The 22,772-nt window shown below is 65.5% G+C and carries 20 protein-coding genes; 9 read left to right on the forward strand and 11 right to left on the reverse strand.

Annotated features, from left to right (window positions below; all coding sequences use genetic code 11):
* Positions 1-62 precede the first annotated feature (62 nt).
* From Y882_RS00895 to Y882_RS00915, 5 genes are all read right to left on the reverse strand, one after another.
* On the reverse strand, positions 63-1,688 hold the full coding sequence (locus tag Y882_RS00895; RefSeq protein WP_244466143.1) for a sulfite reductase subunit alpha: 1,626 nt from the start codon (positions 1,686-1,688) through the stop codon (positions 63-65).
* Positions 1,689-1,702: 14 nt separating this feature from the next.
* A complete protein-coding gene (locus Y882_RS00900; RefSeq protein WP_425479385.1) occupies positions 1,703-2,686 on the reverse strand; it encodes an FAD:protein FMN transferase in 984 nt (327 codons plus the stop codon).
* Positions 2,687-2,714: 28 nt separating this feature from the next.
* Positions 2,715-3,527 (reverse strand): DUF4198 domain-containing protein, encoded by an 813-nt coding sequence (locus Y882_RS00905; protein WP_046969991.1) that lies wholly within the window; start codon positions 3,525-3,527, stop codon positions 2,715-2,717.
* Between the two features lie 18 nt (positions 3,528-3,545).
* The gene (locus Y882_RS00910) at positions 3,546-4,061 is read right to left on the reverse strand and encodes a DUF2271 domain-containing protein (protein WP_046969992.1); all 516 of its coding nucleotides are present in this window, start codon (positions 4,059-4,061) and stop codon (positions 3,546-3,548) included.
* A gap of 96 nt (positions 4,062-4,157) precedes the next feature.
* Positions 4,158-4,802 (reverse strand): PepSY-associated TM helix domain-containing protein, encoded by a 645-nt coding sequence (locus Y882_RS00915; protein ID WP_046969993.1) that lies wholly within the window; start codon positions 4,800-4,802, stop codon positions 4,158-4,160.
* A gap of 247 nt (positions 4,803-5,049) precedes the next feature.
* On the opposite strand from Y882_RS00915, the gene Y882_RS00920 reads away from it, so the two are divergent.
* From Y882_RS00920 to Y882_RS18685, 4 genes are all read left to right on the forward strand, one after another.
* Positions 5,050-5,739, forward strand: a complete 690-nt coding sequence (locus tag Y882_RS00920; RefSeq protein ID WP_046969994.1) for a response regulator — start codon at positions 5,050-5,052, stop codon at positions 5,737-5,739.
* Positions 5,736-7,202: a sensor histidine kinase gene (locus Y882_RS00925; RefSeq protein WP_046969995.1), complete on the forward strand. Its 1,467-nt coding sequence runs from the start codon at positions 5,736-5,738 to the stop codon at positions 7,200-7,202. Before Y882_RS00920 ends, Y882_RS00925 begins: the two co-directional genes overlap by 4 nt.
* A 341-nt stretch (positions 7,203-7,543) precedes the next feature.
* Positions 7,544-8,167 carry a hypothetical protein gene (locus Y882_RS00930; protein ID WP_156171290.1) on the forward strand — a complete coding sequence of 208 codons (624 nt, stop codon included), beginning with the start codon at positions 7,544-7,546 and terminating at the stop codon, positions 8,165-8,167.
* 14 nt (positions 8,168-8,181) lie between these two features.
* A complete protein-coding gene (locus Y882_RS18685) occupies positions 8,182-8,799 on the forward strand; it encodes a bactofilin family protein (RefSeq protein ID WP_052949553.1) in 618 nt (205 codons plus the stop codon).
* Between the two features lie 84 nt (positions 8,800-8,883).
* Here Y882_RS18685 and Y882_RS00940 read toward each other — a convergent pair whose 3' ends face one another.
* The 4 genes from Y882_RS00940 to Y882_RS00955 all read right to left on the reverse strand — a co-directional run bounded on the left by Y882_RS00940 (position 8,884) and on the right by Y882_RS00955 (position 16,466).
* Positions 8,884-9,741 (reverse strand): OmpA family protein, encoded by an 858-nt coding sequence (locus tag Y882_RS00940; protein ID WP_046969997.1) that lies wholly within the window; start codon positions 9,739-9,741, stop codon positions 8,884-8,886.
* Between the two features lie 84 nt (positions 9,742-9,825).
* Positions 9,826-13,971, reverse strand: a complete 4,146-nt coding sequence (locus Y882_RS00945) for a YadA-like family protein (RefSeq protein ID WP_046969998.1) — start codon at positions 13,969-13,971, stop codon at positions 9,826-9,828.
* Positions 13,972-14,303: 332 nt separating this feature from the next.
* The gene (locus Y882_RS00950) at positions 14,304-15,713 is read right to left on the reverse strand and encodes an aspartate aminotransferase family protein (protein ID WP_046969999.1); all 1,410 of its coding nucleotides are present in this window, start codon (positions 15,711-15,713) and stop codon (positions 14,304-14,306) included.
* A 48-nt stretch (positions 15,714-15,761) separates the two neighbouring features.
* Positions 15,762-16,466 (reverse strand): MtnX-like HAD-IB family phosphatase, encoded by a 705-nt coding sequence (locus tag Y882_RS00955; protein ID WP_046970000.1) that lies wholly within the window; start codon positions 16,464-16,466, stop codon positions 15,762-15,764.
* 234 nt (positions 16,467-16,700) lie between these two features.
* On the opposite strand from Y882_RS00955, the gene Y882_RS00960 reads away from it, so the two are divergent.
* The 5 genes from Y882_RS00960 to Y882_RS00980 are packed head-to-tail and all read left to right on the forward strand — an operon-like array spanning position 16,701 to position 21,761.
* Positions 16,701-18,149, forward strand: coding sequence for a TolC family protein (locus Y882_RS00960; RefSeq protein ID WP_052949555.1), 1,449 nt, complete (start codon positions 16,701-16,703; stop codon positions 18,147-18,149).
* On the forward strand, positions 18,149-19,282 hold the full coding sequence (locus Y882_RS00965; RefSeq protein ID WP_046970002.1) for an ABC transporter permease: 1,134 nt from the start codon (positions 18,149-18,151) through the stop codon (positions 19,280-19,282). Before Y882_RS00960 ends, Y882_RS00965 begins: the two co-directional genes overlap by 1 nt.
* A gap of 3 nt (positions 19,283-19,285) precedes the next feature.
* Positions 19,286-20,035: an ABC transporter ATP-binding protein gene (locus tag Y882_RS00970; RefSeq protein WP_046970003.1), complete on the forward strand. Its 750-nt coding sequence runs from the start codon at positions 19,286-19,288 to the stop codon at positions 20,033-20,035.
* Entirely contained in the window at positions 20,032-20,970 is a 939-nt protein-coding gene (locus Y882_RS00975; protein WP_046970004.1) for an efflux RND transporter periplasmic adaptor subunit, read from the forward strand. Before Y882_RS00970 ends, Y882_RS00975 begins: the two co-directional genes overlap by 4 nt.
* An 11-nt stretch (positions 20,971-20,981) precedes the next feature.
* The gene (locus tag Y882_RS00980) at positions 20,982-21,761 is read left to right on the forward strand and encodes a MipA/OmpV family protein (RefSeq protein WP_244466145.1); all 780 of its coding nucleotides are present in this window, start codon (positions 20,982-20,984) and stop codon (positions 21,759-21,761) included.
* Positions 21,762-21,777: 16 nt separating this feature from the next.
* Here Y882_RS00980 and Y882_RS00985 read toward each other — a convergent pair whose 3' ends face one another.
* Both Y882_RS00985 and Y882_RS00990 read right to left on the reverse strand, forming a co-directional pair.
* A complete protein-coding gene (locus Y882_RS00985; protein WP_046970005.1) occupies positions 21,778-22,098 on the reverse strand; it encodes a non-heme iron oxygenase ferredoxin subunit in 321 nt (106 codons plus the stop codon).
* Complete coding sequence (locus tag Y882_RS00990; RefSeq protein ID WP_046970006.1) at positions 22,095-22,643, reverse strand: GNAT family N-acetyltransferase; 549 nt, start codon at positions 22,641-22,643, stop codon at positions 22,095-22,097. Before Y882_RS00990 ends, Y882_RS00985 begins: the two co-directional genes overlap by 4 nt.
* Positions 22,644-22,772 lie beyond the last annotated feature (129 nt).

A 22,772-nucleotide genomic window follows, 5' to 3' on the forward strand; every position in this document is an offset into this window, starting at 1 on the left:
AAGGAACGCCCAGCCTGCGGCATTCGCGCATGGCGCTCCTATAGGCCAAAGGTCACGGCTACTCAGTAGACGTCGCGTCGGTAACGCCCGGCCTCGCGCAGTTGTTCGACCCTGGCCTCGCCCAGGGCTTCGCGCAATACAGCGTCTACGCCGGGCGCCATGCCGGCGAGGCTACCGCACACATAAATGGCCGCGCCCTGCTCCACCCACTGACGCAAGAGATCAGCGGATTCGCGCAGGCGATCCTGCACATACGTACGCGCGACACCCTCACGGGACCACGCAAGATCGAGTCGTTCGAGCAGGCCTTGCTCCTGCCATCGCAAGATCTCGCCGCGGTGGTAGAAGTCGTGCGCGCTCTCGCGCTCGCCGAACAGCAACCAGTTGCGGTGCCGCCCTGTCTCGATGCGCGTCTTCAGCAGGGCGCGCAAACCCGCCAGGCCGGTGCCGTTGCCGACAAGCACCAGCGGACGGTCGTCGGCCGGCGCGTGGAAACCGGGATTGGAACGAATGCGCAGGGCGATATCGCCGCCCAGCGGCGCGTGTTGCGTAAGCCAGCCCGAGCCGATGCCGAGCGAGCCATCCTCGCGACGCATGCAGCGTACGAGCAGATGCACGCTGCCGTCCGACGGCACCGATGCAATGGAGTACTCGCGGTGCGGCAACGCCTGCAGGGTCGCCACCAGCTGGGCCGGATGGGCGTGCGGTGTTTCCTCGCCCTCCGGCCAGTGACTGGCCGCCAGCCAATCCCGCAACGATGCCTGGCGTCCCTGGTGTTCAACCGAAGCGTCACCGTCGAGGCCGCGCGTCGCCAGCCACTGTTCCACGTCGGTCGCCGCATGTCGCGGACCGATCTCGACCAGATCGCCTGCCTGCCACGTCGCCTGCCCCGCTTGGGGACGCAGCGCCAGATGGAAGCACGGATCGCCCTGGCTCGCCGGATTGAGCAGGACGCGCTCGACCAGTTGCCAGCGCTGATAGTCAGGCTGCTGCCAGTCGGGCAACTCGGCGGCGCCTGAGAGCAGCGCGAGATGGTGCTGCCAATGGCGCAATGCCGACGCGTCGCCATTGTCCACTTCCACCGGATCGAACAGCGGCATGGCGCCGCTCTGCTGCAGCCAGTGCCGCAGCGCGCGGCCAAAGCCGCAGAAATCGTCGTAGTCGCTGTCGCCCAATGCGAGCAGACCGTATTGCAGTGTCGACAGCGCTTGCGCAGTACGCATGCACTGGGTGACAAAGCGAGCCGCACTATCCGGAGCATCGCCTTCGCCGGTCGTGCTCACCACGAACAGGACGCGCTCTTCGCGCATCAGCGTGTCCAGATCCAATTGCCCCAGTTCGGTCAGTCGCACGGAAGTGCCTGCCTGCTGCAGACTTTGCGCGGTCTGCAGCGCCCACTGCTCCGCCGTGCCGGTCTGGCTGGCGAACGCGATAAGGATGGCGTTGTTCCCGGTGGCGCTGGCAGGCGCCATGCGTTGCGCCTGCTGTTGTGCGGTACGACGGCGATGGCCCATCAGCCAGGCGGTGAATCCTGCCCATGCCAACAACACGACGAGCGCACCCAGCCAACGTGTCATACCCGGGTCGTGCCATTCCCATTCGCGCCGATGCAGGCCCATCAGCCCGACGACCAAGACCGCCAGCAAGGTGCAAAGCAGCACATTACCCCAGCTTGGTCGCGTCGACATGGCTGAAGGCACGCTCATGACGCCAGCGCAGCCTCGAAGGCAGGCGACAGGCATTCTTCCAACCCGTTCGCCCCATGCACGATGTACATCACGGCGAGGCCGCGCTCGGCGGCATAGGCCAGGCCTTGTTCCGGCCCCAGCACCGTCATCAATGTACCCAGCGGATCGGCCTGCATCGCGTCATTGGCCAGCACGCTGACCGAGGCCACCGTGTGCGGCACCGGCCAACCGGTGCGTGGATCCACGTGATGCGAGTACGTCACGCCGTCGGTCGTGAACTGGCGGCGATAGTCACCCGAGGTGGCGATGGCCCGACCGGTGAGGCTAACCACCTGGCTGAGCTGGTCAGCATGCTGCACGGCGCCGACGGCGGCGCCGGGACGTTCGATGCCGATGCGCCACGGCAATCCATCCGGCTTCCTGCCCTTACCCTTCAGTTCGCCGCCAACTTCGACCAGCCACGCGTCGATGCCGGCCGCGTCGAGGCAGCGGCCGACCAGGTCGACGCTATAGCCTTTGGCCACCGACGAGAGATCAAGGTAGACACCGCCGGGTTGGTAGATGCTATGGGTGACGGCGTCCAGTTTGATTCGCCACCAGCCGATGCGTTCGCGCGCCGCATCGATCGCCTCGCGCGATGGCGGCTCTCCTCGCGCAGCGTCGGGGCCGAATCCCCACAGATTCACCAGCGGCCCTACCGTGGGGTCGTAGGCGCCATCGCTGGCACGCGCCAATTTAAGCGCGTGCCGCACCACCTCGTAGCATTCGGCCGGCAGCACATGCCAGGTGCCCGCCGGTGCCGCATTGAAGCGCGACAACGACGAGCCGGGCTTGTACGTGCTCATCTGGCCATCGACCAGATCGAGCGCGTCCTGGATGCTCTTGCTGCGCGACGCCAGCGACAACGCTGCCGGCATCACCGCGCGCACCGACCAGTAGGTGCCCATGGTCTCGCCCTGCACGGATTGCACGACCAGCTCGCTCACCGACGCACCCACCGCTTCGATTCAGCACTCACGCCTTGCATTACTGCGGCAGCACTTCCAGCGTGGCGGCGTACGAGAGGCGACGCTGCTTGGCCTGCTTGATGCTGGACTTGTTGTCCTGCGTGCTGGCGTTCACCCAATACATGCCGGCGTGCGGCCAGGTGAGGCTGAACTTGCCGTCCTTGTCGGTGGTGACATCGATTTCTTCCGGCGCGTTGCGATAGCGCGTCTCGCCGGCAATCGCCATCACCTTGAGGTTCGACGCGGGCTTGCCGTCCAGCAACAGCTGGAACGTGGCCGCCTCACCCGAGGCCAGGTCGGTGAAGCGCGTCACCGGCACCAGCTCGAGTCCCTTGCCGCTGGGCTTGAGCGCGCCATCGCTGGGCTTGCCATTGGTGACGAACGTTTCCACGCGGTTGATCGATTCGGAAACCTCGACGTTCTTCGCGTTCGCGGGTATCGCCTTGGCCAGCTCGGCCGCGTCGCCGCGCCAGCGCTTCTTCTGGCCATCCACTTCGTAGTTGGCGAACAGGCCGCCATTCACCGCGGCGATCTTGTACGTGCCCGGCTGGGTCAGATGCACGTCGAACACGCTGCGGTACTGGCCGGTGAGCGCGTTATCCGGTTTGGCCGTCTGGCCGTCCGGCGTGGTGACGACGACGCGATCGAGCTGCACCGGCATGTGGTCGGGATAGAACAGGTCATTGGAGACGGCGGCATCCACCGTCACCCACGGATCGTTGCCGGACACATTGGTGGCCGACGGCACCATCCACATCTTGTGCGCCTGCGCGGTGAACGGCAGCGCCAGAGCCATGGCCAGTGCGCCCCACTTCAACGAATGCTTGATCATGATGTTGTTCTCCTTCGATTACGGGGCGAGATCGACTTTGACGGCACCCAGCTCAGTGCTGCCTTGCGCGGCGAGCTGCTGCGGCGCGGCGGCCGGCCAGGTGAACGGCACGCGCACCACTTCGCGGCCGCCGGTTTCACGGGCGGCTTCAACCACGAGTTCGTACTTGCCCGGCGCCAGCGTCGTCAGCGGCGCCTTGCCTTCGTGGAAGCTCAGCTTCTGGTCGCCGGCCGGACGCGTCGCGCCCGATACGCCATCCACCGGCATCTGCAGGTCGCGGCCGCCGCGACGCCACCACTGACGCAACTCCGGCAGCCACTTGGTGCCGGCGCCTTCCTTCGATTCCTTTTGCGCATACCACACCGCCAGCTGTGCGGCGACGGAGTGGTCTTCGCGCTCCACCCACACGGCGGTATAGGGACGGTGATATTCCGCCACGTTGAGCTGTGGGATCTGCACGGTGACATTGAGATCGGCCGCAGCGACCGGGGCGGCCAGCAGCATCGCGGGGAGAGTCAGGGAGAGACGACGCATGGTTTCCTCGTAAGAGCGGGAAATAGTCAAGGGGAGTGAGCAGTGAGCAGGGCACGCATTCTCTGAATCCTTACTTCTCTTCACTCACTTCTGCATTCAATGGATAAAGATCAGCGCGAGCAACAACGGCAGCACCAGGCCAAAGATCACCAGCGGCCAGGTGGCGCCGCGCTGCGCCGCATGCATTTTCAGCAGCAGCAGCCCGGTGCTCGCGAAAATCACGCAGGCCAGCGCAAACACGTCGATAAACCAGCCCCAGGCGGGTCCGGCATGACGGCCTTTGTGCAGGTCGTTGAGATAGGCGATCACGCCGCGCGAGCTGCGCTCGCTCTCCACCTTGCCGGTTTCGCGGTCGATGCTGACCCACGCATCGCCACCGGGGCGCGGCATGGAGAGATAGATTTCATCGGACGACCAGTCGCCGGTGCGCCCGGTGACGTCGACATCGAGCGTGGACGTCACCCAGTCCGCCACGGCGGCGGGCAGCGGGACGCCTTTGCGTTCGTCGTCGCCGCTCACGGCCTTCAGCAAAGCGGATGGCAGGACAGCGCTGTGATGCACGGTGTTGGCCTGTGCCTCGATCTGTCCGGCGTGATTAAGCGTGAAACCGGTGATCGCAAACAGCAGCATGCCGACCAGACATAGCGCGGAGCTGATCCAGTGCCATTGATGGAGCTGCTTGAGCCAGAATGCGCGGCTCGATCCCATCCGGTTGTTGTGCGACCGCGTCGCTGATTCCATGCCTGCCTTTCAGAGCCTGTTGATGGTCTCTCTTGAATCAGCGCCATACCGCATGACAGGCCATGCAACCGAGTCGCGCGCCCGCTGTCTCAACATCCACCAGGGCGCTAAGCTTCCCACCATTCGGGCCGCCTGCTCCTGACCATAGGGCTGGAATGTTGCCACAAATGAGAATCACTCGCAATTCAACGATGATGGGTCGCACGCCTCCCCAACCAACGATCCATCGCCTCTGCCGGATGACCCCATGCGCATATTGATCGCCGAGGATGACCCCTCCATTGCCGCCGGTGTCAGCGCCGCGCTGCGCCAGGGCGGCCATGCGGTGGACAGCGTCACCGACGGCGCCAAGGCCGATGCGGCGCTGCGCGACACGCCGTATGACCTGCTCATCCTCGACCTGGGCCTGCCCCACCTGGACGGCGCCGACGTGCTGCAGCGCCTGCGCAAGCGCGGCACCGGCCTGCCCGTGCTGGTGATCACGGCCCGCGAAGGCCTGCGCGAACGCGTGCGCGTGCTCGACCTGGGCGCTGACGACTACCTGGTGAAGCCCTTTGCGCTGGCCGAGTTCGAGGCGCGCGTGCGCGCCCTGCTGCGACGCTATACCTCACAAGGCGCCCCCGAGCTGACCATCGGGCGGCTGCGGCTGGATCTTCCCGGCCATCGCGCCTGGATCGACGACAAGGCGCTGGAACTTACGGCGCGTGAATTCGGCCTGCTCGAAGCACTGGCCGCCCGGCCCGACCGCGTGACCAGCCGCGCGCAGCTGGTGGAAGCGCTGTGCAGCTGGGACGAGGAACTCACCGATAACGGACTGGACATCGCCATCTATCGCCTGCGCCGCAAGCTGGCCGACTCGGGCACGCAAGTGCGCACGATCCGCGGCCTGGGTTATCTGCTGGAAGAAGTGAAGGAAGGCAAGGACGCCAAGGCATGAACCGGCCGGCGGCCAAGCAGGACGACTCCTGGCTCTATCGGATCATCGAACCGGATGGCCGGCCCAGCCTGCGCCATCGCCTGCTGTCGTCGCTGCTGGTGCCGCTGATGATGTTGCTGGTGGTCGAGAGCCTGATCACCTACGGCGGCGCGCTGATCTACTCCAATCATGTGCACGATCGCGATCTGGGCGACGATGCGATGACGCTGGCGCAGATGCTCAGCCAGGAAGACCTGGGCGGGCAGATCTCGCCGCAGGCGCGCTTTCTGCTCGAGTACGCGCCCGAAGGCCACAACTATTTCAACGTCAGTAGCCAGAAGCACGGCTTGCTGGCCGGCTCGCCGGAGTTGCAGCCGGCGCCGTTGAGCGGCGCAAGCTCCGACGGGGAGCCGGCGCTTTACACCACCTCGCTGGTCACGACCACGCAGAAGTTCCGCGAGCTGCGCGCGGCGACGGTGCGCATCCCCAACCTGCAGGATCCAACCGATCAGCTCACGGTCACCATGGCCGAGACCTTCCACGATCGTCACCAGCGTGCGCGGGAAATCCTGCTGCTGAGCATTCCGGCCCAGGCGCTGCTGATCGCCAGCGTGTTCTTCCTCGTGCTGTACGGCGTGCGCGTGGGCCTGCGCCTGCTCGATCCGCTCACGGCGCGACTGGCTGCGCGCGAACACGATCTCGCGCCGATCGGCGATGCCGACGTGCCGGTGGAGATCCTGCCGCTCACGCGCACCATCGATGGCCTGTTCGCGCGCCAGCGCGGCATGCTGGCTCTGCAGGAACGCTTCATCGCCGATGCCGCGCACCAGCTGAAGACGCCGCTCGCGGGCCTGCGCGTGCATGTCGAACGCGCCCAGGTCGATCCGAGCAAGGAAACGGTCACCGATGCCTTGCAGCACATCCTGCGGCTCACCCAGCGCGCCAGCCGCACATCCAGCCAGCTGCTCGCACTGACCCGCGCGCAATCGCCGGACCTCAACGAAACCGCGCCCTGCGTGCTGCTGGATCTCGCGCAGTTGATTCCCGAACTGCTGGGCGTGCGCGTGCACGACGCCATCGCCGCAGGCGTGGACCTCGGCTACGAAGGGCCGGCCGGCCCGGTGTGGATCGATGCCGACCGCCTTTCGCTGCAGGAAATGCTCGACAACCTGATCGACAACAGCCTGCGCTACGCGGGCCGCGGCAGCATCCTCACGATAGGCGTGTCGGTACTCGACGAAGGTCCGTGCGTGAGCGTGGAAGACAATGGGCCTGGCGTGCCGCCAGCCTTTCTCGAACGTCTGGGCGAACGCTTCTTCCGCGTACCAGGCATGACGGAGGAAGGCACAGGCCTGGGCCTGGCCATCGTGCAGCGCATTGCCGAGCGCCATCGCGCCACCGTGCGCTTTCTCAACGGCGCCACCGGCGGCCTGCGCGTGGAAGTGCTGTTTCCGCCGGCGCGCACCTCCCGCTCCGTCAGCTGATCCCGCGCCGCGAGAGAGTCGGCGCCCTTTCAGAGCAGTCTGATGTATTTGTCCGGGCGAAGTCGTGGAACATGCATGGCCTCACGCAAGCACCGGGCGTGGCGCGCCTCGACCCGCGGCGCGAGGTCGAACGCCACAGGTCCTTGCCTGTGCAGACGCCACGTACCGCGGGAACGTGGGCACCATGCCACCCACCACTCCCTGCGATGGCCAAGACCAGACAGCGCTCCATTTGGCAACACAAGACGTCGCTGTTTCGACGCGTCGCCGCCGAATTTGGGCGCGACGAAAAATTGCTTGCTGCGCTTCCTCGACTGGCCCTTTCCGATCCGGATCCCTCCGTGCGCCGAGCCGCACTGTCGCGCTGCGCTGATCTTGCCGTAGCCCAGGAAGCTTCATACACCGAAACCGATCCGGAGAATCGGACGCATGCCCGCGCCCTCTATTTCTCCCTGATGGCGGGTACCCATGAGCAAGCGCCATCGCTCGCCACGCGCCAGCGCCTGGTGCACGTGCAGACCGATCGGGCGCTGATCCTGCATGTGGCGATCTACAGCCCCGAACAAGGCCTGCGCGAGCTTGCGCAACAACGGCTCGAGGGCGACCGCTGCGAGGGGACGAGGGAAGTCATCGCAGATCTTGGCCTGTCCGACCCAATCTTCAACAAGCTGCGCTCCCGCGTGGTACTGCGTCGTGCGATTGTCACGGCGGCCTGCGAAATTGAACGCGCCCTGGCCGCCGATAACGCTGATTCAGCGCTCAGCTGGACCGATGCCTTGGAGCGTTTTGTCGGCGACTGGCCGGCACGCTGGCCGTTGCCGCATTACGTGGCGCGTGTGAGCGGCCTGCTGCAGCAAGCCTGGTTCAAGCCGCCAGCACCGCCGCTCACGCCACCGCCGCTGCAGGACACGTATTTCCCGCCATTGCGATTCAATCTCCCGCACAGCGCCACCCACCCGACATGACACCACGTTCCCGCATGTTCAGTCGCAAACGTACCGCCGAAGTCACCCGCACCATCGCCACCAGCCTGATTGCCCACGGGACTCGCGTCATCGGTGACGTCCACTTCGAAGGCAGCTTGTTTCTCGAAGGCCAGGTCGATGGAAAGGTCGTGGCGATCGAGCCAGGCGCATTGCTGACGATCGGCGAACAAGGCCTGGTGCAGGGAGACCTACGCGTGCCGGCGGCGATCATTCACGGCGATGTACGCGGCAATGTGTACGCCATGGAACGACTCGAGCTGGCCGCGACGGCCCGCGTTGCCGGCGACGTTTGCTATAGCTCCATCGTCGTGACGGCCGGCGCGCAGATCCAGGGTCGATTGCAGCACGCCTCTTTGCTCAACGACGAGGACACTGCATTGCACATCGCAGCTGCCCACCTGATCACGGCAGTCATGCCGGCGGAACTTGCTTTGGAAGCGATCGCGACGCCTGCCGACGAAGTGGTCGAGACCAGCTCGACGAACCTGGGTTCCGAGCTGGCAAGCGACTCATCCCTGCCTGGTCTCCAAGTCGACACCGGCTTCGAACCCGTATCGGATAGGCGCTCCCGCAAGCGCGGCCGGCAACATCCGAGCAAGCCCAACGCCTGATACGCCTTGCCCCGCACAAAGGCGGGGCAAGGCTTTCACACATCAAGACTCACACCAGGCTCAGCCGGCGCAGCTGGCGCGAGGTTAGGACTTCAACGCTGTGACCAGCACATCGACGCGGCGGTTCGCGGCCAGGCAGGCAATCAAGGCGCTACGTTCGGTCTGGACGCAATCGGCGACGGGATTGCGCTTGCCGCGTCCCTCAGCCTGAATCAGGCGACTGTCCACGCCGCGCGAGACCAGATAGTCCTTCACGGTGTCGGCGCGCTTCTGCGAGAGAGCATCGTTGTAGGCATCGCTGCCCAGGCGGTCGGTGTAACCGACCACGCGCACGCTTTGCACCTGGCCGGCGTGCAGCGCGATGCCCTTGGCGAGCTGGTCGAGTTTGGCCCGACCCTCGGCCGACATATCCGACAGTCCCGCGCGATCGAAGGCGAACAACGCATCCGAACCCAGCGTAAACCGCTCGGTGCTGGCGGCCGGCGCAACCACGGGCGGCGGCGGCGCCGGTGCCCGTGCGAGTTGCTGGAAGCGCGAACACTCCTCGGGCAACCAGTAAAAGCGCTGGGCCAGCTTGTCGCTGTCAAACAGCACCTTGAACTGGCAAGTCACCACGTGATCGCCTTGCGCGGGTTCGCGGAAGTTGAAGACGTAGTTCCACTCGCGCACGCCCCATACGCCCTCGCTGAAGTGCGGGTAGCCAATGAGGTCGCTGATCTGCTGCTTGTTCAGGCCCGCATGCACGCGGACCAGGTTGTCCAGGCTGGGGAAGGTTCCGCCATGGTGCATCGGCGTAGTGTCGCCGACGTGCGGCCAGTTGATGGAGTCTGCGCCCCGGCCATCCTGGTGGACGTTGCGACTCACGTTGCCGCAGGCCGCCAGTACGAAGGCCGTCGCCAGCAACAACGGCGCGACTGTGAATGACTTGAAATTGATGCGCATGCTTTTTGCAAATCCTGTTGCCGATGAATACAAGAACCATCAATCCCTCTGCCTCAAAGGCAGAGGGATATCCATAGTCAGCCCTTACCAGGCCATACCCGCGCCCACACCCACGCCCAAGCCGTCCTGCTGCGAGCCGGTCGCACTGGCCTTGAAGATGTAGCGACCACTTTCGGTAATCGTGGACATGCCGACCGAGATCGCGTTCTGCCCGTGGTAATTGCCGATGCCCACACCCACTACGCTTTGATTAGGCTGATAGGCCTGCGGAATATTGGCCGTCGCCAGCGCGGAGGCCGTGCCCGCATAAGCACGCTTGCCCATCTGGTTGATCTGCTGGTCGGTGTAGTTCTTCGACCAGTTCTGCGTGTTGACCATTGCGTCGTTGAGCTGACCCACATTCACCGCATCGGTCGTGGCCGTTCCCGCCTGCACATTGTGGATGGCGGTGCTGCCGCCGTTCGGGTTCAGCGTGACCGAGTTGTAGTTGGTGGAGCCATCGCTGTTGATGTCGTACTGCACGCCGCCCGCCTGCGCCGCCTTCAACTGGCTCACGTTCACCGCATCCGTGCCCTGCGTACCTGCAGCGACGTTGGTGATCTGACGCTCCTTGCCCGACGAACCCATCGAGACCGCGTTGGCGCGATCGGCGACGGATGCATTGCCGATCGCGACACTGTTGTCGGCAGTCGCCTGCGAACCATTGCCCAAGGCCAGACTGTTGTCGCCCGAAGCGGCTGCACCCGCACCGCCGGCGGCCGAGTTGTTGCCGGTGGGCGTGGGTGTCGGAGCTTTCTGGTCCACGCTGGTCTGGAACATGCCCGCCTGTCCCGTGCTGATGTTGGTGATGTCGCCGGCGATGTGGTTGACCGTGTTCTCGACCTTGCTCACACGTCCATCGAGCTTGTCGACGGCCTGGTTGGTGGCATACAGCTGCGAGCCATTAACCGCATCGGTGCTGGTGGACGAGAGCGTGCCCGCGGCCACGTTGGTGATGGTGCGCTCCTGCCCTGCCGCACCCACGCTCACGGTGCCCGTCGGATTGGCGCCGGCAAAGGTGTAGTTGTCGCCGGCGATCGTGGCGCCTGCGGTGCCTTTCACCGGTCCCGTGGTGGAGTTCGCACCCAGTGCCACGCTATTGCTGGTGCCGGCCGTCGCGCCATGGCCGATGGCCACGCTATCGGTGCCCGTACTGATCGCCTGGGGACCGACTGCTACCGAGTTCGAACCCACCGCCTGCGAGTCGGCCAGTGACGAGTTGGCGTGGAAGTACTTGATGCCGCCGCCACCGTTGATGTTGTTGATCGTGCCGCTGAGCACGTCCACGGCCTGGTTGGTGGCATACAGCTGCGAACCGTTCACGGCATCCGTGCTGTCGCTGGAGAGCTGGCCTGCCGCCACGTTGGTGACCTGACGTTCATTGCCCTTGCTGCCCACGCTCACCACGCTGGTGGGATTGGCACCCGCGAATTGATAGGTCTGGCCGCCAACGGTGGCGCTGGCAATCGGATTGCTCCTGGAAGTGACGGAGCCCGCGCCCAATGCCACGTCGTTGTCGTTGCTGGCTAGCGAGTTGCTGCCCAACGCGGTGGACGAAGCGCCGATGGCCCTGGCACCCACGCCCGCAGCCATGGCGTTGCCGCCCGTGGCTCCATCGTTGTTGTAGTTGGCTCCTTGCGTACCGTTGTCGTTGACGCTGTAGTAATGCGTCTTCGCGCCGTCCACCGTGGTGGTGAGCTGGCTGAGATTCACCGCATCGGTCGGCGCGGTGCCGGCGGCGAGGTTGGTGATCTTCGTGCCACCGGCATCGACCCCGTTGAGCGTGATGCTGGGGCCGCCGGTGATCACCACACCGTTGCTATCCATGGTGGTATTGCCGGTGGTCACGCTGGTGAATGCCGGCCTGTCGGTCATCTCGATCTGCAGCACACCGTTCGCATCCACCTCGGTCCTGAGGTTGTCGCCAACGTAGGTGCCTGGCGTGGTGCCCTTGCCCTGGATCAGCACCGTGTCGCCCAGTTTCTTCTGCACCGTGCCGCTGTTGCCGGCAAAGCTGAGCGGCGTGTTGGCAAGATCACCCAGCTGCGACACGTTCACCGCATCGCTGGGCGCCACGCCGTCGGCGACGTTGGTGAGCCTGGTGCCGCCGGTCTTGCTCACCGAGTCATACGTAGGTCCGCCCAGCGTGATGCTGTCGTGCGCGCTGCTGTCGTAGAGCACGGCATCGGCGGTGGCGCCCTTGAGCTGGGCCACGTTCACAGCATCACTGTCGGCCGTACCCGCGGCCACGCCGGTGATCTGGCGGAATTTATTGCTGGTGGCATCACCCACGCTGACGGCACCCAGCGTGCTCGTGGTCGCGTTGATCGCCGCAGTCTCCGCGACAGTCGCCGTGGCCGGCACATAGCCAGCCATGCCTGCTGCCGTGTTGGCCACCGACTTGCTTCCGATGGCGACGCCGTCGGCCATAAGGGACTTGGCACTGTTACCCAGCGCCGTCGAATTATCGCCACTGGCGCTGGCGCCATAACCCGCGGCCAACGCCCTGGCTCCAGCCGCATTGGCGCCGTAGCCGACGGCCGTGGCGCCGGATCCGGTAGCGCTGGTGGTCGAGCCCAAGGCGGTGGCCGTATCGGACAGCGCCTGCGAAGCAGCGCCCACACTGGTCGTCATGAGGCCCGTCGACACCGTGCCATCGCCGATCGCAACGGAGGACGTGCCAGACGCATTCGCATCGGTGCCGACCGCCACGGCCAGATTGCCCGCCGCGCTGGCGCTCACACCGGCCGCCAGGGCATGGGCGCCAGTCGCGCCGTCATTGTTGTAGTTGCCGCTCTGCGTGCCGCTGTCATTGACGCTGTAGTAATGCGACTTCGCGCCGTCCACTGCAGTGGAGAGTTGACCCACGTTGACGGCATCCGTGGATGCCGTGCCCGCCGCGACGTTGGTGATCTTCTGACCGCCGGCGTCGACGCCGTTGACGGTCATGCTGGGACCACCGGCGATCACCACGCCGTTGGTGTCCATGCTGGTATTGCCCGTGGTCACACGGGTGAACACCGGCTTGTCGGTCATCTGCAGCTGCAGCACGCCGTTCGCGTCGACCTCGGTCTTGAGGTTGTCGCCAACGTAGGTGCCCGCGCTGGTGCCCTCGCCCTGAATCGACACGGTGTCACCCAGTCTTTTTTTCATGGAGCCCTGGTTGCCGGCGAAGGTCAGCGGCGTACCGGCCAGATCGTCGAGCTGCGACTTGTTCACCGCATCGCTGGGCGCAACGCCATTGGCGAGATTGGTGATCCTGGTGCCGCCGGTCTTGGTCGTCGCGTTGTAGGTCGGACCGCCCAGCGTGACGCTGTCGTGCGTGCTGCTGTCGTAGATCACGCTGTCCGCCGTGGCGCCCTTGAGCTGGGCCACGTTCACCGCATCGCTGTCGGCGGTGCCTGCCGCCACGCCGGTGATCTGGCGGAATTTGTTGGTGGCGGCGTCGCCCACGCTGACGGCGCCGAGCGTGCTCCTGGTCGCGTTGATCGCTGCTGCCTGCGCCGCCGTAGCCGTCGCCGGCACATAACCGGCGATGCCTGACGCGATGCTCGCCACTGACTTGCTGCCGATGGCAACACCGTCCGCGACCAAAGCCTTGGCGCTGTTGCCCAGCGCCGTTGAGCTGTCGCCGCTCGCGCTCGTGCCGTAACCGGAGGCAAGCGATCTGGCGCCAGCCGCGTTCGCGCCGTAGCCGATGGCCGTGCCGCCAAAGCCGGTGGCACTCGTGGTAGACCCCAAGGCAGTGGCGGTATCACCGATGGCCTGCGCACCAGCTCCCACACTGGTGGTCATCAGACCCGTCGATACGGAGCTGTCTCCGATGGCAACGGCCGAAGTTCCGGAAGCACTTGCGTCCGTGCCAACGGCCACGGCCGAACTACCCGCTGCACTGGCATCGAGGCCGGCCGCCAAGGCGCCCGCACCCGTGGCGCCGTCGCCGTTGTAGTTGCCAGCCTGCGCGCCACCATCGTTGACGCTGTAGTAGTTCGCAATGCTTTGCAGGCCACTCTTGATGGCCCCGCCAGCGGCGGACACGGCAGGGGCGGCCATGCCGCCGACCAACAGCGCGCCAGCGATGGCCAGACTCAGCTTGGCCGATCCCGTCTTCTTGTGACCCGTGGCCAATTCAGAAACGACGACGAAGCATTCTTTCTCGTCATCCCAAACGACGTGATAAATTTTGTTCACAACCAAGTCCTTTCCAGCATGAAGGCCGTAACGTGAGATACGGCGTCATGCTAGAAATCACTTTAAGTTGCGAACATAAGGCAGCGTCTTAAAAGCTTGCGACCGGTTTTACCGCCGCTGATAAAACGCCTGCCTTTTCATGGCGCTTCGCTTCGATGTGGGCGAGCGCCCACAAACAGTCGGCCTGCACGCTGTCGCATCCACGGCCCCAACGCACAAAAAAATACGGCGATGCATCAGCATCGCCGTTCGTCACACTTCCCCTGCATGGGAACCACTTGAGACAAACCATAAACAGACACCGCGGGTTTTCACCCGCGGCGTCGTGTTGATTACATTTCCTTCTTGGCCTTGGTCAGCAGCTGATCGAGCAGCGCGATGGCCAGGTCGATTTCTTCGTGCGTGATGTCCAGCGACGGCGCGAAGGTGATCACGTTCTTGTACCAGCCACCCACGTCGAGCACGAGGCCGATCTTCTTGCCGTTGTGCTCCAGGTCGCCGGCCAGACCGATGTCGACCATCTTGTCGAGCAGCGCCTTGTTCGGCGTGAAGCCGTCGTCGGTGCAGATCTCGGCGCGCATCGCCAGACCCAGGCCGTCGACGTCGCCGATTTCCTTGTGGCGCTTCTGCAGGTCGCGCAGGCCTTCGAGGAAGTGCGCGCCCTTCTTCGGCACGCTGGTCTCGTAGTCCAGCTCGTAACCCATCTTGATCACTTCCAGACCCAGCGCGGTGCCGAGCGGGTTGGAGTTGAACGTCGAATGGGTGGAGCCCGGCGGGAAGATGGTCGGGTTGATCAGCTCTTCGCGCGCCCACAGGCCCGACAGCGGGTTCAAGCCGTTGGTCAGCGCCTTGCCGAACACGATGATGTCCGGCGTCACGCCGAAGTGCTCGATCGACCACAGCTTGCCGGTGCGCCAGAAACCCATCTGGATTTCGTCGACCACCATCAGGATGCCGTACTGGTCCAGCACCTTCTTCAGGTCCTTGAAGAAGTTCATCGGCGGCAGCACGTAGCCGCCGGTGCCCTGGATCGGCTCGACGTAGAACGCGGCGTACTCAGCCTGATTGACCTTGGGATCCCACACGCCGTTGTATTCGGTTTCGAACAGGCGGGCGAACTGGCGCACGCAGGCATCGGAATATTCTTCCGGCGTCATGCCCTTGGGGCGACGGAACGGATACGGGAACGGCACGAACATCGCGCGCTCGCCGAAGTGGCCGAAGCGACGACGGTAGCGGTAGCTGGACGTGATCGACGAAGCACCCAGGGTACGACCGTGGTAGCCGCCCTCGAAGGCGAACATCAGGCTCTTGCCGCCGGTGTAGTTGCGCACAAGCTTGAGCGAATCTTCCACCGCCTGCGCGCCGCCGACGTTGAAGTGCACGCGGCCCTTCAGGCCGAACTTCTGCTGCGCATCGACGGCGATGGTCTTGGCCAGCTCGATGCGGGTCTGGTGCAGGTACTGCGAAGCGACCTGCGGCAGCACGTCGATCTGGTTCTTCAGCGTGTCATTGAGGCGCTTGTTGCCGTAACCGAAGTTGACGGCCGAGTACCACATCTGCAGATCGAGGAAGCGCGTGCCAGCGGTGTCGATCATCCAGCTGCCTTCGCCGTGGCGGAAGATCTTCGGCGGATCGACGTAATGCACGGTGTCGCCAAAGGAGCTCCACTGGGCCTCATCGGCCAGCAGCTGGGCGTCGGGAATGACCACGCCAGCGGCGTTCTTGTCGTAAGCGTTCATCAGGAAATCCGGAATAGATCAGCAAGAGGTTGAACCGGCGAGGCCGGTTCAGGGGATGGTGACGGCCAGGGCGGGCTCGCCAGGCGTGTGTTCGGCCAGCAGGCTGCCGTCGAGCAGACGGGGCAGCAGCTCCAGCGCATCCTCGAAGCCGGTGATCGGCACATAGGGGATGCCGGCGGCGCGGCAATGCTCGATCAGGCGATGCTTGGCGAACACGAAATCGACGCGGTCAGCCGCGCAGAAGTCCGAAGCGCCGTCGCCGATCAGCAAGGTCTTGGTGCCCGTCTTGGCGGCCTGGGCCGCCACGGCGCACTTGCACGTGCCGCTGCGGCAACCGTCCGCCTGGAACGGCGAGGTCAGCTGCCACTGACGCGGCGGCGTGGCCGGAGCCAGGTGATTGGCGGCCAGCGGCAGATCGTCCAGGCCGTAGCGGCCGAGGATCTTGTGGATGGCGTAGTCGAGGCCGTCGCTCACCACCCGCAGCGGGGTCGACAACTCGCGCGTCTTGGCCACGAAGGCCGGGAACGCGTGGTCGATCCACAGCGAGGAGAGATGCTTGTCCAGCTCGTCCTGGGTCATGTCCAGCAGACCCACCTGCCCGGTCATGCATTCGCGCGAGCCGATGCGGCCGGCACGCCAATCCTGCTCCAGCGTTTCCCAGCCGGGACGGCCGAAACGGTCGAGCAGGGAGTCGATCACGTCCTCGACGGAAATGGTGCCGTCGAAATCGCAGAGGATGGTCCAGCCTGTCACTCGGTGCAGCTCCGCCAATGCAGTGTGGAGATAAGACTAGAAAGACACCCCTTTCGGCCCCCTTTCTTTCCGAAAGAAGCTGCGCGGACGTCTTCATTCAGACAGACTTCCTCTTCACCCCATAAGCCAGTTGTAGGGAAGGTCCGGTATCCTTTGCCAACCCCGGATCGCAGCGTCGATCGAACCCCCAGGAATTTCGTGCTTCATCGTCGAAACAACCCGGATCTGCCGAACATGGAAGCTGCACCTCGCCGGGATCGCCATCCACTGATGAACGCCCTGCTGGCGTGTGGACTTGCGGTACTGGCCGGCTGCTCGGTGGCCCCGCTGCCCGAGCTCAAGCCGCCCGTCCCCGAGACCTGGCGCAATGCGCCGGCCGGCGTGGCGCCGCCCTCCGCCGACCTCAAGGGTTGGTGGACGGCGCTGGGCGATCCTGCGCTGGACGCGCTGATCGATCGCGCCCTGCAGAACAACCTGGATGTTGCCCAGGCCGCCGAGCGCCTGCGCGCCGCCCGCACCCTGAACCACCACGCCCGCGATCCCTACCTGCCCAGCCTGCATGGGCGCACCAACGACGTGATCGATCCGGATACCACCGCTTCGTATTTCGTGGTCGGCTTCGATGCCGTATGGGAGCTTCCCCTGTTTGGCGCCTGGCAGAGCAGCAAGCGCGCGGCCCAAGGACAGGAAAATAGTGCGGTCGCCGCGTTGCGCGGCGCCCAGGTGTCCCTGGTCGCCGAAGTCAGCCGTCGCTGGATCGAATTGCGCACCGCCCAACAGCAAGCCCAGTTGTTGGGCGGCGTGCGTGATGCCCTGCAGGAAAAGCTGCGACTGCAGCAGGTCCGCGCTCAGCTGAAGCTGGTGGCGCCCGCCGACATCGCCAAGACCCAGGCGGAGCTGGCCCGTTCCGAGGCCGCGCTCACCGAGCCCCAGCAGACCATCATCGCCTGCGTGCAACAACTGGCCGTGCTGATGGGTCAGCCCGAGCCCGATCCAGCCTGGCTCACGCCCGGCCCGCAACCGCAGCTGGGCGCGTGGCAGCTGACCACCGCGCCCGCCGACATGCTGCGTGCACGTCCGGAAATCGCCAGCGCGGAGGCCGAGGTGCTGCGCGCCGCCGGCGATCTGGGCATGAGTCGCGCGGACATCTATCCGCATATCGGCCTGGGCGCGTCGCTGCAATGGTCGACCAATATTCTGTCCAACTACCGCGCGCACACCGGCGAAGCCATTTCCTCGTTCGGCCCGATCATCGACGTGCCCTTGTTCGACTGGGGGCAGCGCGTGGCCGCGGCGCACGCCAAGGATCATCAGCTGAAGGCCGCCGTCTACGCCTATCGCCAGGCGGTGTTGCAAGGCGTCGCGGAAGCGGAAACCGCGATGGGTGATCTGGAGCAGTCGCGCGCACGCGAGGACGCCACACAGCGCGCCAGCGTCGCACTGGACGGCACCATCGCCGCCCTGCGCAAGCGTGAGGAACTCAACCTGGGCAGCAAGCTCGACGTGCAGGACGGCCTGATCGAAAACCAGCGTGCGCAGCTTGAACTGGTCAGCGCCATCGCCGCGCGCGACCTCGCCTATGTCTCGCTGTACAAGGCCCTGGGCGGCGCACCGATGTCCAACCCGCCGCTGCCTTCGGACGCGCCCGTGTCGGACGTGCCCGTGGCAAAGGGCACGGACTGATGGTCGCGCTGGCACGCAAGACGCTCATCTACGAATGGCGCCGCTTTCTGCCGGCGATCCTCGCCGTCGGCTTCGCCGGCCTGCTGCAGCTGCTGCAGGCTGCGCTGGTGCTCGGCATCTTCGGCAGCGCCAGCGTGTACATCACCGGATCGTCGGCGGATTTGTGGGCGGGCTATCCGGGCACGCAGAGCGTGAACCTCGGCCGCTCGATCGATTCGGGCGTGGAAATGCGACTGCGCATGGACCCGGCTGTCACCGCGGTGGAACCGTTCCACTGGGTCGATGCCGACTGGCGCGGACCCAGCGATACGGGCGGCGTGTCGGTGTTCGTCTCCGGCATCAATGCACGCCCCGACGGCATGCTGTTCGCCCATGCCCTGCCGCCTGCCTTGCGTGCACGCTTGAACGAACCCGATGCCGTCATCGTCGATCGCGCCGACCTCGACAGCCTCGGCGTCAAGGTGGGCAATAGCGCCGTCATCAATGGCCATCGCGTGCGCGTGGTCGGCGTGAGCAGCGGCTTGCGCGCGCTCGGCGGCGTGAACGTGGTGGCTTCGCTGGCCACCGCGGCCGAACTCGATACGGATCCATCCAACGCCAACCGCATGACGTATTTCGTGGCGAAGCTGCGCAACCCGGCTGCGGCCGACGATGTCGCGGCGCGCCTGCGCGGCAATGGTGCGTTCGGCAAGTACGACGTGTGGACCGCGCAGGATTTTGCCCGTCGCTCGCAGCTTTACTGGATGTTCGACACCGGCGCCGGCGCCGGCGTGTTGTTCCTTGCCGGCATCGTGTTCCTAGTCGGCGCCGTGATCACCAGCCAGACCCTGGTCGCCGCCGTGATCGGCTCGGTGCGCGAATACGCCACGCTCAACGCGCTGGGCGTCGGCGTGGGCGCGCTGCGTCGGGTGGTGATGGAACAGGCGTTCTGGGTGGGGGCGCTAGGCCTGGTCGGCAGCACCGTGCTCGGCGCCATTGCGCTGGCCATTGCGCGCAGCCGCAGCGTGCCGGTGGCGCTCGATCCATGGACCACGCTGGCCTGCCTCGCGCTGGGCATGGGCCTGGCCATCGTCTCCGGCCTGGCCGCCATGCGCAGCCTGCGCCGCGCCGATCCTGCCACGTTGTTGAGGTAAGCGATGAGCGCGCAGCCACAGGCCATGCCTACGGTGTCGTTGCAGGCACGCAACGTCACCAAGTCGTTCTCGTCGGGACCGATTCACCACACCGTGCTGCACGACCTCACGCTGGACGTGCATGCCGGCGAACTGACCCTCATCTCCGGTCCGTCCGGCTGCGGCAAGAGCACCCTGCTCGCCATCCTCAGCGGCCTGCAGGCGGCCGACAGCGGCCATGTGATGGCGCTGGGCCAGGAGCTGGGCGTGCTCGGAATGCGCGAGCTTGAGCGCTTTCGACTGCTGCATACCGGTTTCGTGTTCCAGGGCTTCAATCTGTTCCCCGCGCTCAATGCGCTGGAACAGGTGGAGCTGCCGCTGAGCTATCTCGGCCTTCCGCCAGGCGAAGCCCGCCGTCGCGCCGTCGCGTCGCTGGAAGAAGTCGGCATGGGCCCGCGCATGGAGCTACGCCCGTCCGAACTTTCCGGCGGCGAAAAGCAGCGCGTGGCGATTGCCCGCGCGCTCGCCAAGGAGCCGGGGCTGCTGTTTGCCGACGAGCCCACCAGCGCGCTCGACGCCGCGAACGGTCAGATCGTCATCGATATTCTTCACCGCATTGCACGCACGCACGGCACCACCGTGTTGTGCGTCAGCCACGATCCCCGGCTGGTGGGCCACGCGGACCGCGTGCTCGCCATGGAAGATGGCCGTATCCTTAGTGACCGTGTGCCCTCCGCGACATTGACGTCGGGGCACGAGGAACCCTCTGCATGACCTTGCGCCCGCTACATTCCCTGCTTGCCCTGGTGCTGGTGGCACCCGTGCTGGCTGCCTGCTCGCATGACGACAGCGGCAAGTCGAACGCCACCAGCGCACCCGCTGCCACGTATGCGGCGGTGGCGCGTGGCCGTGTCGATATCGAAGGCGGCCTGCTCAAGCTCAGCATGCCGCGCGAAGGGGTGGTAGCCGACATCAAGGTGCGCGAAGGCGACCATGTGAAGAAGGGCCAGGTACTGGCCGTGCTCGACACCAAGCCGGCACAGCTTGCCGTGAGCGCCGCCGAAGCCGAGCAGAAGCAAGCCAGGGCGCAGGGCAGCCTGCTGGAAGCGCGCCTGAAGGCTGCACAGCAACGCGCCACGCGATTGCAGGCAGCCGCTGCAGCCGGTGCGGGTGATGGCCAGACTGCCGATGACGCCAAGGACGCCGCCACCCAGCTGCAAGGCGAGCTCGACAACGCGCGCGCCGCCGACGCCATGGCGGCACAGAAACTGGAAGCCGCGCGCTATGAACTGGCGCAGCGCAGCCTGGTGGCGCCGGTGGACGCGCAGATTGTCGAGCGCGATATCCAGCCCGGCGCCACGGTGTCGCCGCAAGGCGGCGCGGCCTTCGTGCTGCTGCCGGAAGGCGCGCGCATCGTGCGTGCCGAACTCAACGAATCGTTCGTGAGCGCCGTGCATGAAGGCATGCATGCCCAGGTCGTGGACGACAGCGGCAGCGGTGTGCCGACGTTGGGCGCACACGTGCAGCGCATCGGCACCGTGTTCGGTCCCAGCGCGCTGGAAGAGGATCCGCTGATCCGCGCCAACACCCGCACGGTCGAATGCGTGCTGGTGTTCGATCAAACGCCGCCGCCGTCGCTGCGCATCGGCCAGCGCGTGATCGTGCAGTTCGGCGACAACGCAGGCGTGCGCGCCAAACCCGGCGCGTGATTCGTATCGGCATGCTGATGCGCCGTGTTGCCGCCAGCGTGCTGCTATCCGGCTGTGCGCTGTGCTCGATGGCCAGCGCGGACGACGCGACCGAAGGTCCGAACATCATTCTCGGTGCAGGCGTGCAGCGCATGCCGGCCTGGCTCGGTTCCAGCGATCACCGCGACCAACCCGTGCCTTATATCGATGCCGAGCTGCCCTGGCACATCACGCTCTCGACGCTCGATGGCCTGACCGTGGATTTCATCCACAGCGGCAAGTGGCATGGCGGCCTTTACGGCAACTACCTGTGGGGACGCGATCGCGACGAGCTGGGGCCCAAGCTGGGCGGCATCGTCGATTCGCTGTCGCCGCGCATCAATGGCGGCGGTTATCTGGAATACCAGGCCACCACGCAATTCAGCGTGGGCGGCAATCTGGCGCATGACACGCAGGGTGCCGGCGCCTACCTCAACCTGTATGCGGACTACGACCTGCCCGTCATCGGTTACCTCAACCATAGCCTTGAGCTGCAATGGCAGGCGATGAACGGGCCGGCGATGCGTCGCTACTTTGGCGTATCGCCCGAGCAGGCCAGTAGGCTCGACATCGCACCGTGGTCACCCGATGCCGGCGGCCAACAGATCTCGCTCGAATACGACGCGTATATGCCGACCAGCCTGCATACCGGCTTCGCCGTGGCGATCAATTACACGCGCCTGCTCGGCGATGCCTCCGGCAGTCCGCTGGTGCGCAGCTTTGGTTCGCCCAACCAGCTCACCACGACGCTGGCCTTCGTCTACCGCCTCTGAGCAGGGCGCTGTCGCTTCAGCGGTCGTCGCGTGTCCAGATCTGGCCGTCGACTTCGTGCACCGGAAAACTAGCGATCGGTTCGTACGCGGGCGGGCAGGTGACGGCGCCCGTGCGCACGTCGAAGCGCGCCCCGTGACGCGGACATTCCACTTCGAAACCGTGCACCTCGCCGCCGGCGAGATCGCCGCCATCGTGGCTGCAGACGTCTTCGATGGCGTAGAGATCGCCGTCGATGTTGTAGACGGCGATGGCAGTGTCGCCGTCCCATACCACCTTGAATTCGCCCGGCAACATCTCGCTGCGCGTGCCCACGAAGATCCAGTCGGCGAGATTCATGCGTACACCTCGCCCAAGGGCTTGCTCATGCACACGAAGTGCAGGTCATCGCGGCGCGGAAGGCCGCAGCGTTCATCGCCATAGGGGAATGGCAGCGTTTCGCCAGTGAGCTGGTAGCCGCGGCGTTCGTACCAGGCGATCAGTTCGGCACGCTGCACGATCACCGTCATGCGCATGGTCGGCACCTGCCACGAGGCGTGCGCCACGCGCTCGGCTTCGGCCAGCAGGGCTCGACCGATGCCGCCCATCTGCAACTCGGGATTCACCGCGAACATGCCGAAGTAACCGGCGCCGCCCTGCCGCTCGATATGGCAGCAGGCGAGCAGGACGCCGTCGCGCTCGGCCAGCAGGATCTTGCTGCCGTCGCGGCCGATCAGCTCGGACACGCTTTGCGGATCGGTGCGCTGCCCGTCCAGCAGATGGCTTTCGGTGGTCCAGCCGCGCTGGCCGGATTCGCCGCGGTAAGCCGATTCGACGAGGGCCACCACGGCCGGCACGTCGGCGGCCATAGCGGTGCGATAAAGGAGTTCAGACGCGGTAATCATTCCCACATGATACCGCCCACCGGCGGATCGCACCGCACAATGACCTTCGACACTGTCGGCTCCCTGACAGCCCTGCCTAGCCTGTGGATTGGGGCCGAGCGCCCTGCGTATGACCACGACCGGATGCAT

This window comes from Dyella japonica DSM 16301 (assembly GCF_001010355.1).
Taxonomy (GTDB): Bacteria; Pseudomonadota; Gammaproteobacteria; order Xanthomonadales; family Rhodanobacteraceae; genus Dyella; species Dyella japonica.

Coding starts and splice junctions, on each gene's coding strand:
- Y882_RS00940 (WP_046969997.1), bottom strand. CDS start 9,741: ATGCGCATCAATTTCAAGTCATTCACAGTCGCGCCGTTGTTGCTGGCG.
- Y882_RS00960 (WP_052949555.1), top strand. CDS start 16,701: ATGGAAGCTGCACCTCGCCGGGATCGCCATCCACTGATGAACGCCCTG.
- Y882_RS00980 (WP_244466145.1), top strand. CDS start 20,982: ATGCTGATGCGCCGTGTTGCCGCCAGCGTGCTGCTATCCGGCTGTGCG.
- Y882_RS00975 (WP_046970004.1), top strand. CDS start 20,032: ATGACCTTGCGCCCGCTACATTCCCTGCTTGCCCTGGTGCTGGTGGCA.
- Y882_RS00925 (WP_046969995.1), top strand. CDS start 5,736: ATGAACCGGCCGGCGGCCAAGCAGGACGACTCCTGGCTCTATCGGATC.
- Y882_RS00950 (WP_046969999.1), bottom strand. CDS start 15,713: ATGAACGCTTACGACAAGAACGCCGCTGGCGTGGTCATTCCCGACGCC.
- Y882_RS00905 (WP_046969991.1), bottom strand. CDS start 3,527: ATGATCAAGCATTCGTTGAAGTGGGGCGCACTGGCCATGGCTCTGGCG.
- Y882_RS18685 (WP_052949553.1), top strand. CDS start 8,182: ATGTTCAGTCGCAAACGTACCGCCGAAGTCACCCGCACCATCGCCACC.
- Y882_RS00970 (WP_046970003.1), top strand. CDS start 19,286: ATGAGCGCGCAGCCACAGGCCATGCCTACGGTGTCGTTGCAGGCACGC.
- Y882_RS00990 (WP_046970006.1), bottom strand. CDS start 22,643: ATGATTACCGCGTCTGAACTCCTTTATCGCACCGCTATGGCCGCCGAC.
- Y882_RS00965 (WP_046970002.1), top strand. CDS start 18,149: ATGGTCGCGCTGGCACGCAAGACGCTCATCTACGAATGGCGCCGCTTT.
- Y882_RS00910 (WP_046969992.1), bottom strand. CDS start 4,061: ATGCGTCGTCTCTCCCTGACTCTCCCCGCGATGCTGCTGGCCGCCCCG.
- Y882_RS00985 (WP_046970005.1), bottom strand. CDS start 22,098: ATGAATCTCGCCGACTGGATCTTCGTGGGCACGCGCAGCGAGATGTTG.
- Y882_RS00920 (WP_046969994.1), top strand. CDS start 5,050: ATGCGCATATTGATCGCCGAGGATGACCCCTCCATTGCCGCCGGTGTC.
- Y882_RS00895 (WP_244466143.1), bottom strand. CDS start 1,688: ATGTCGACGCGACCAAGCTGGGGTAATGTGCTGCTTTGCACCTTGCTG.
- Y882_RS00915 (WP_046969993.1), bottom strand. CDS start 4,802: ATGGAATCAGCGACGCGGTCGCACAACAACCGGATGGGATCGAGCCGC.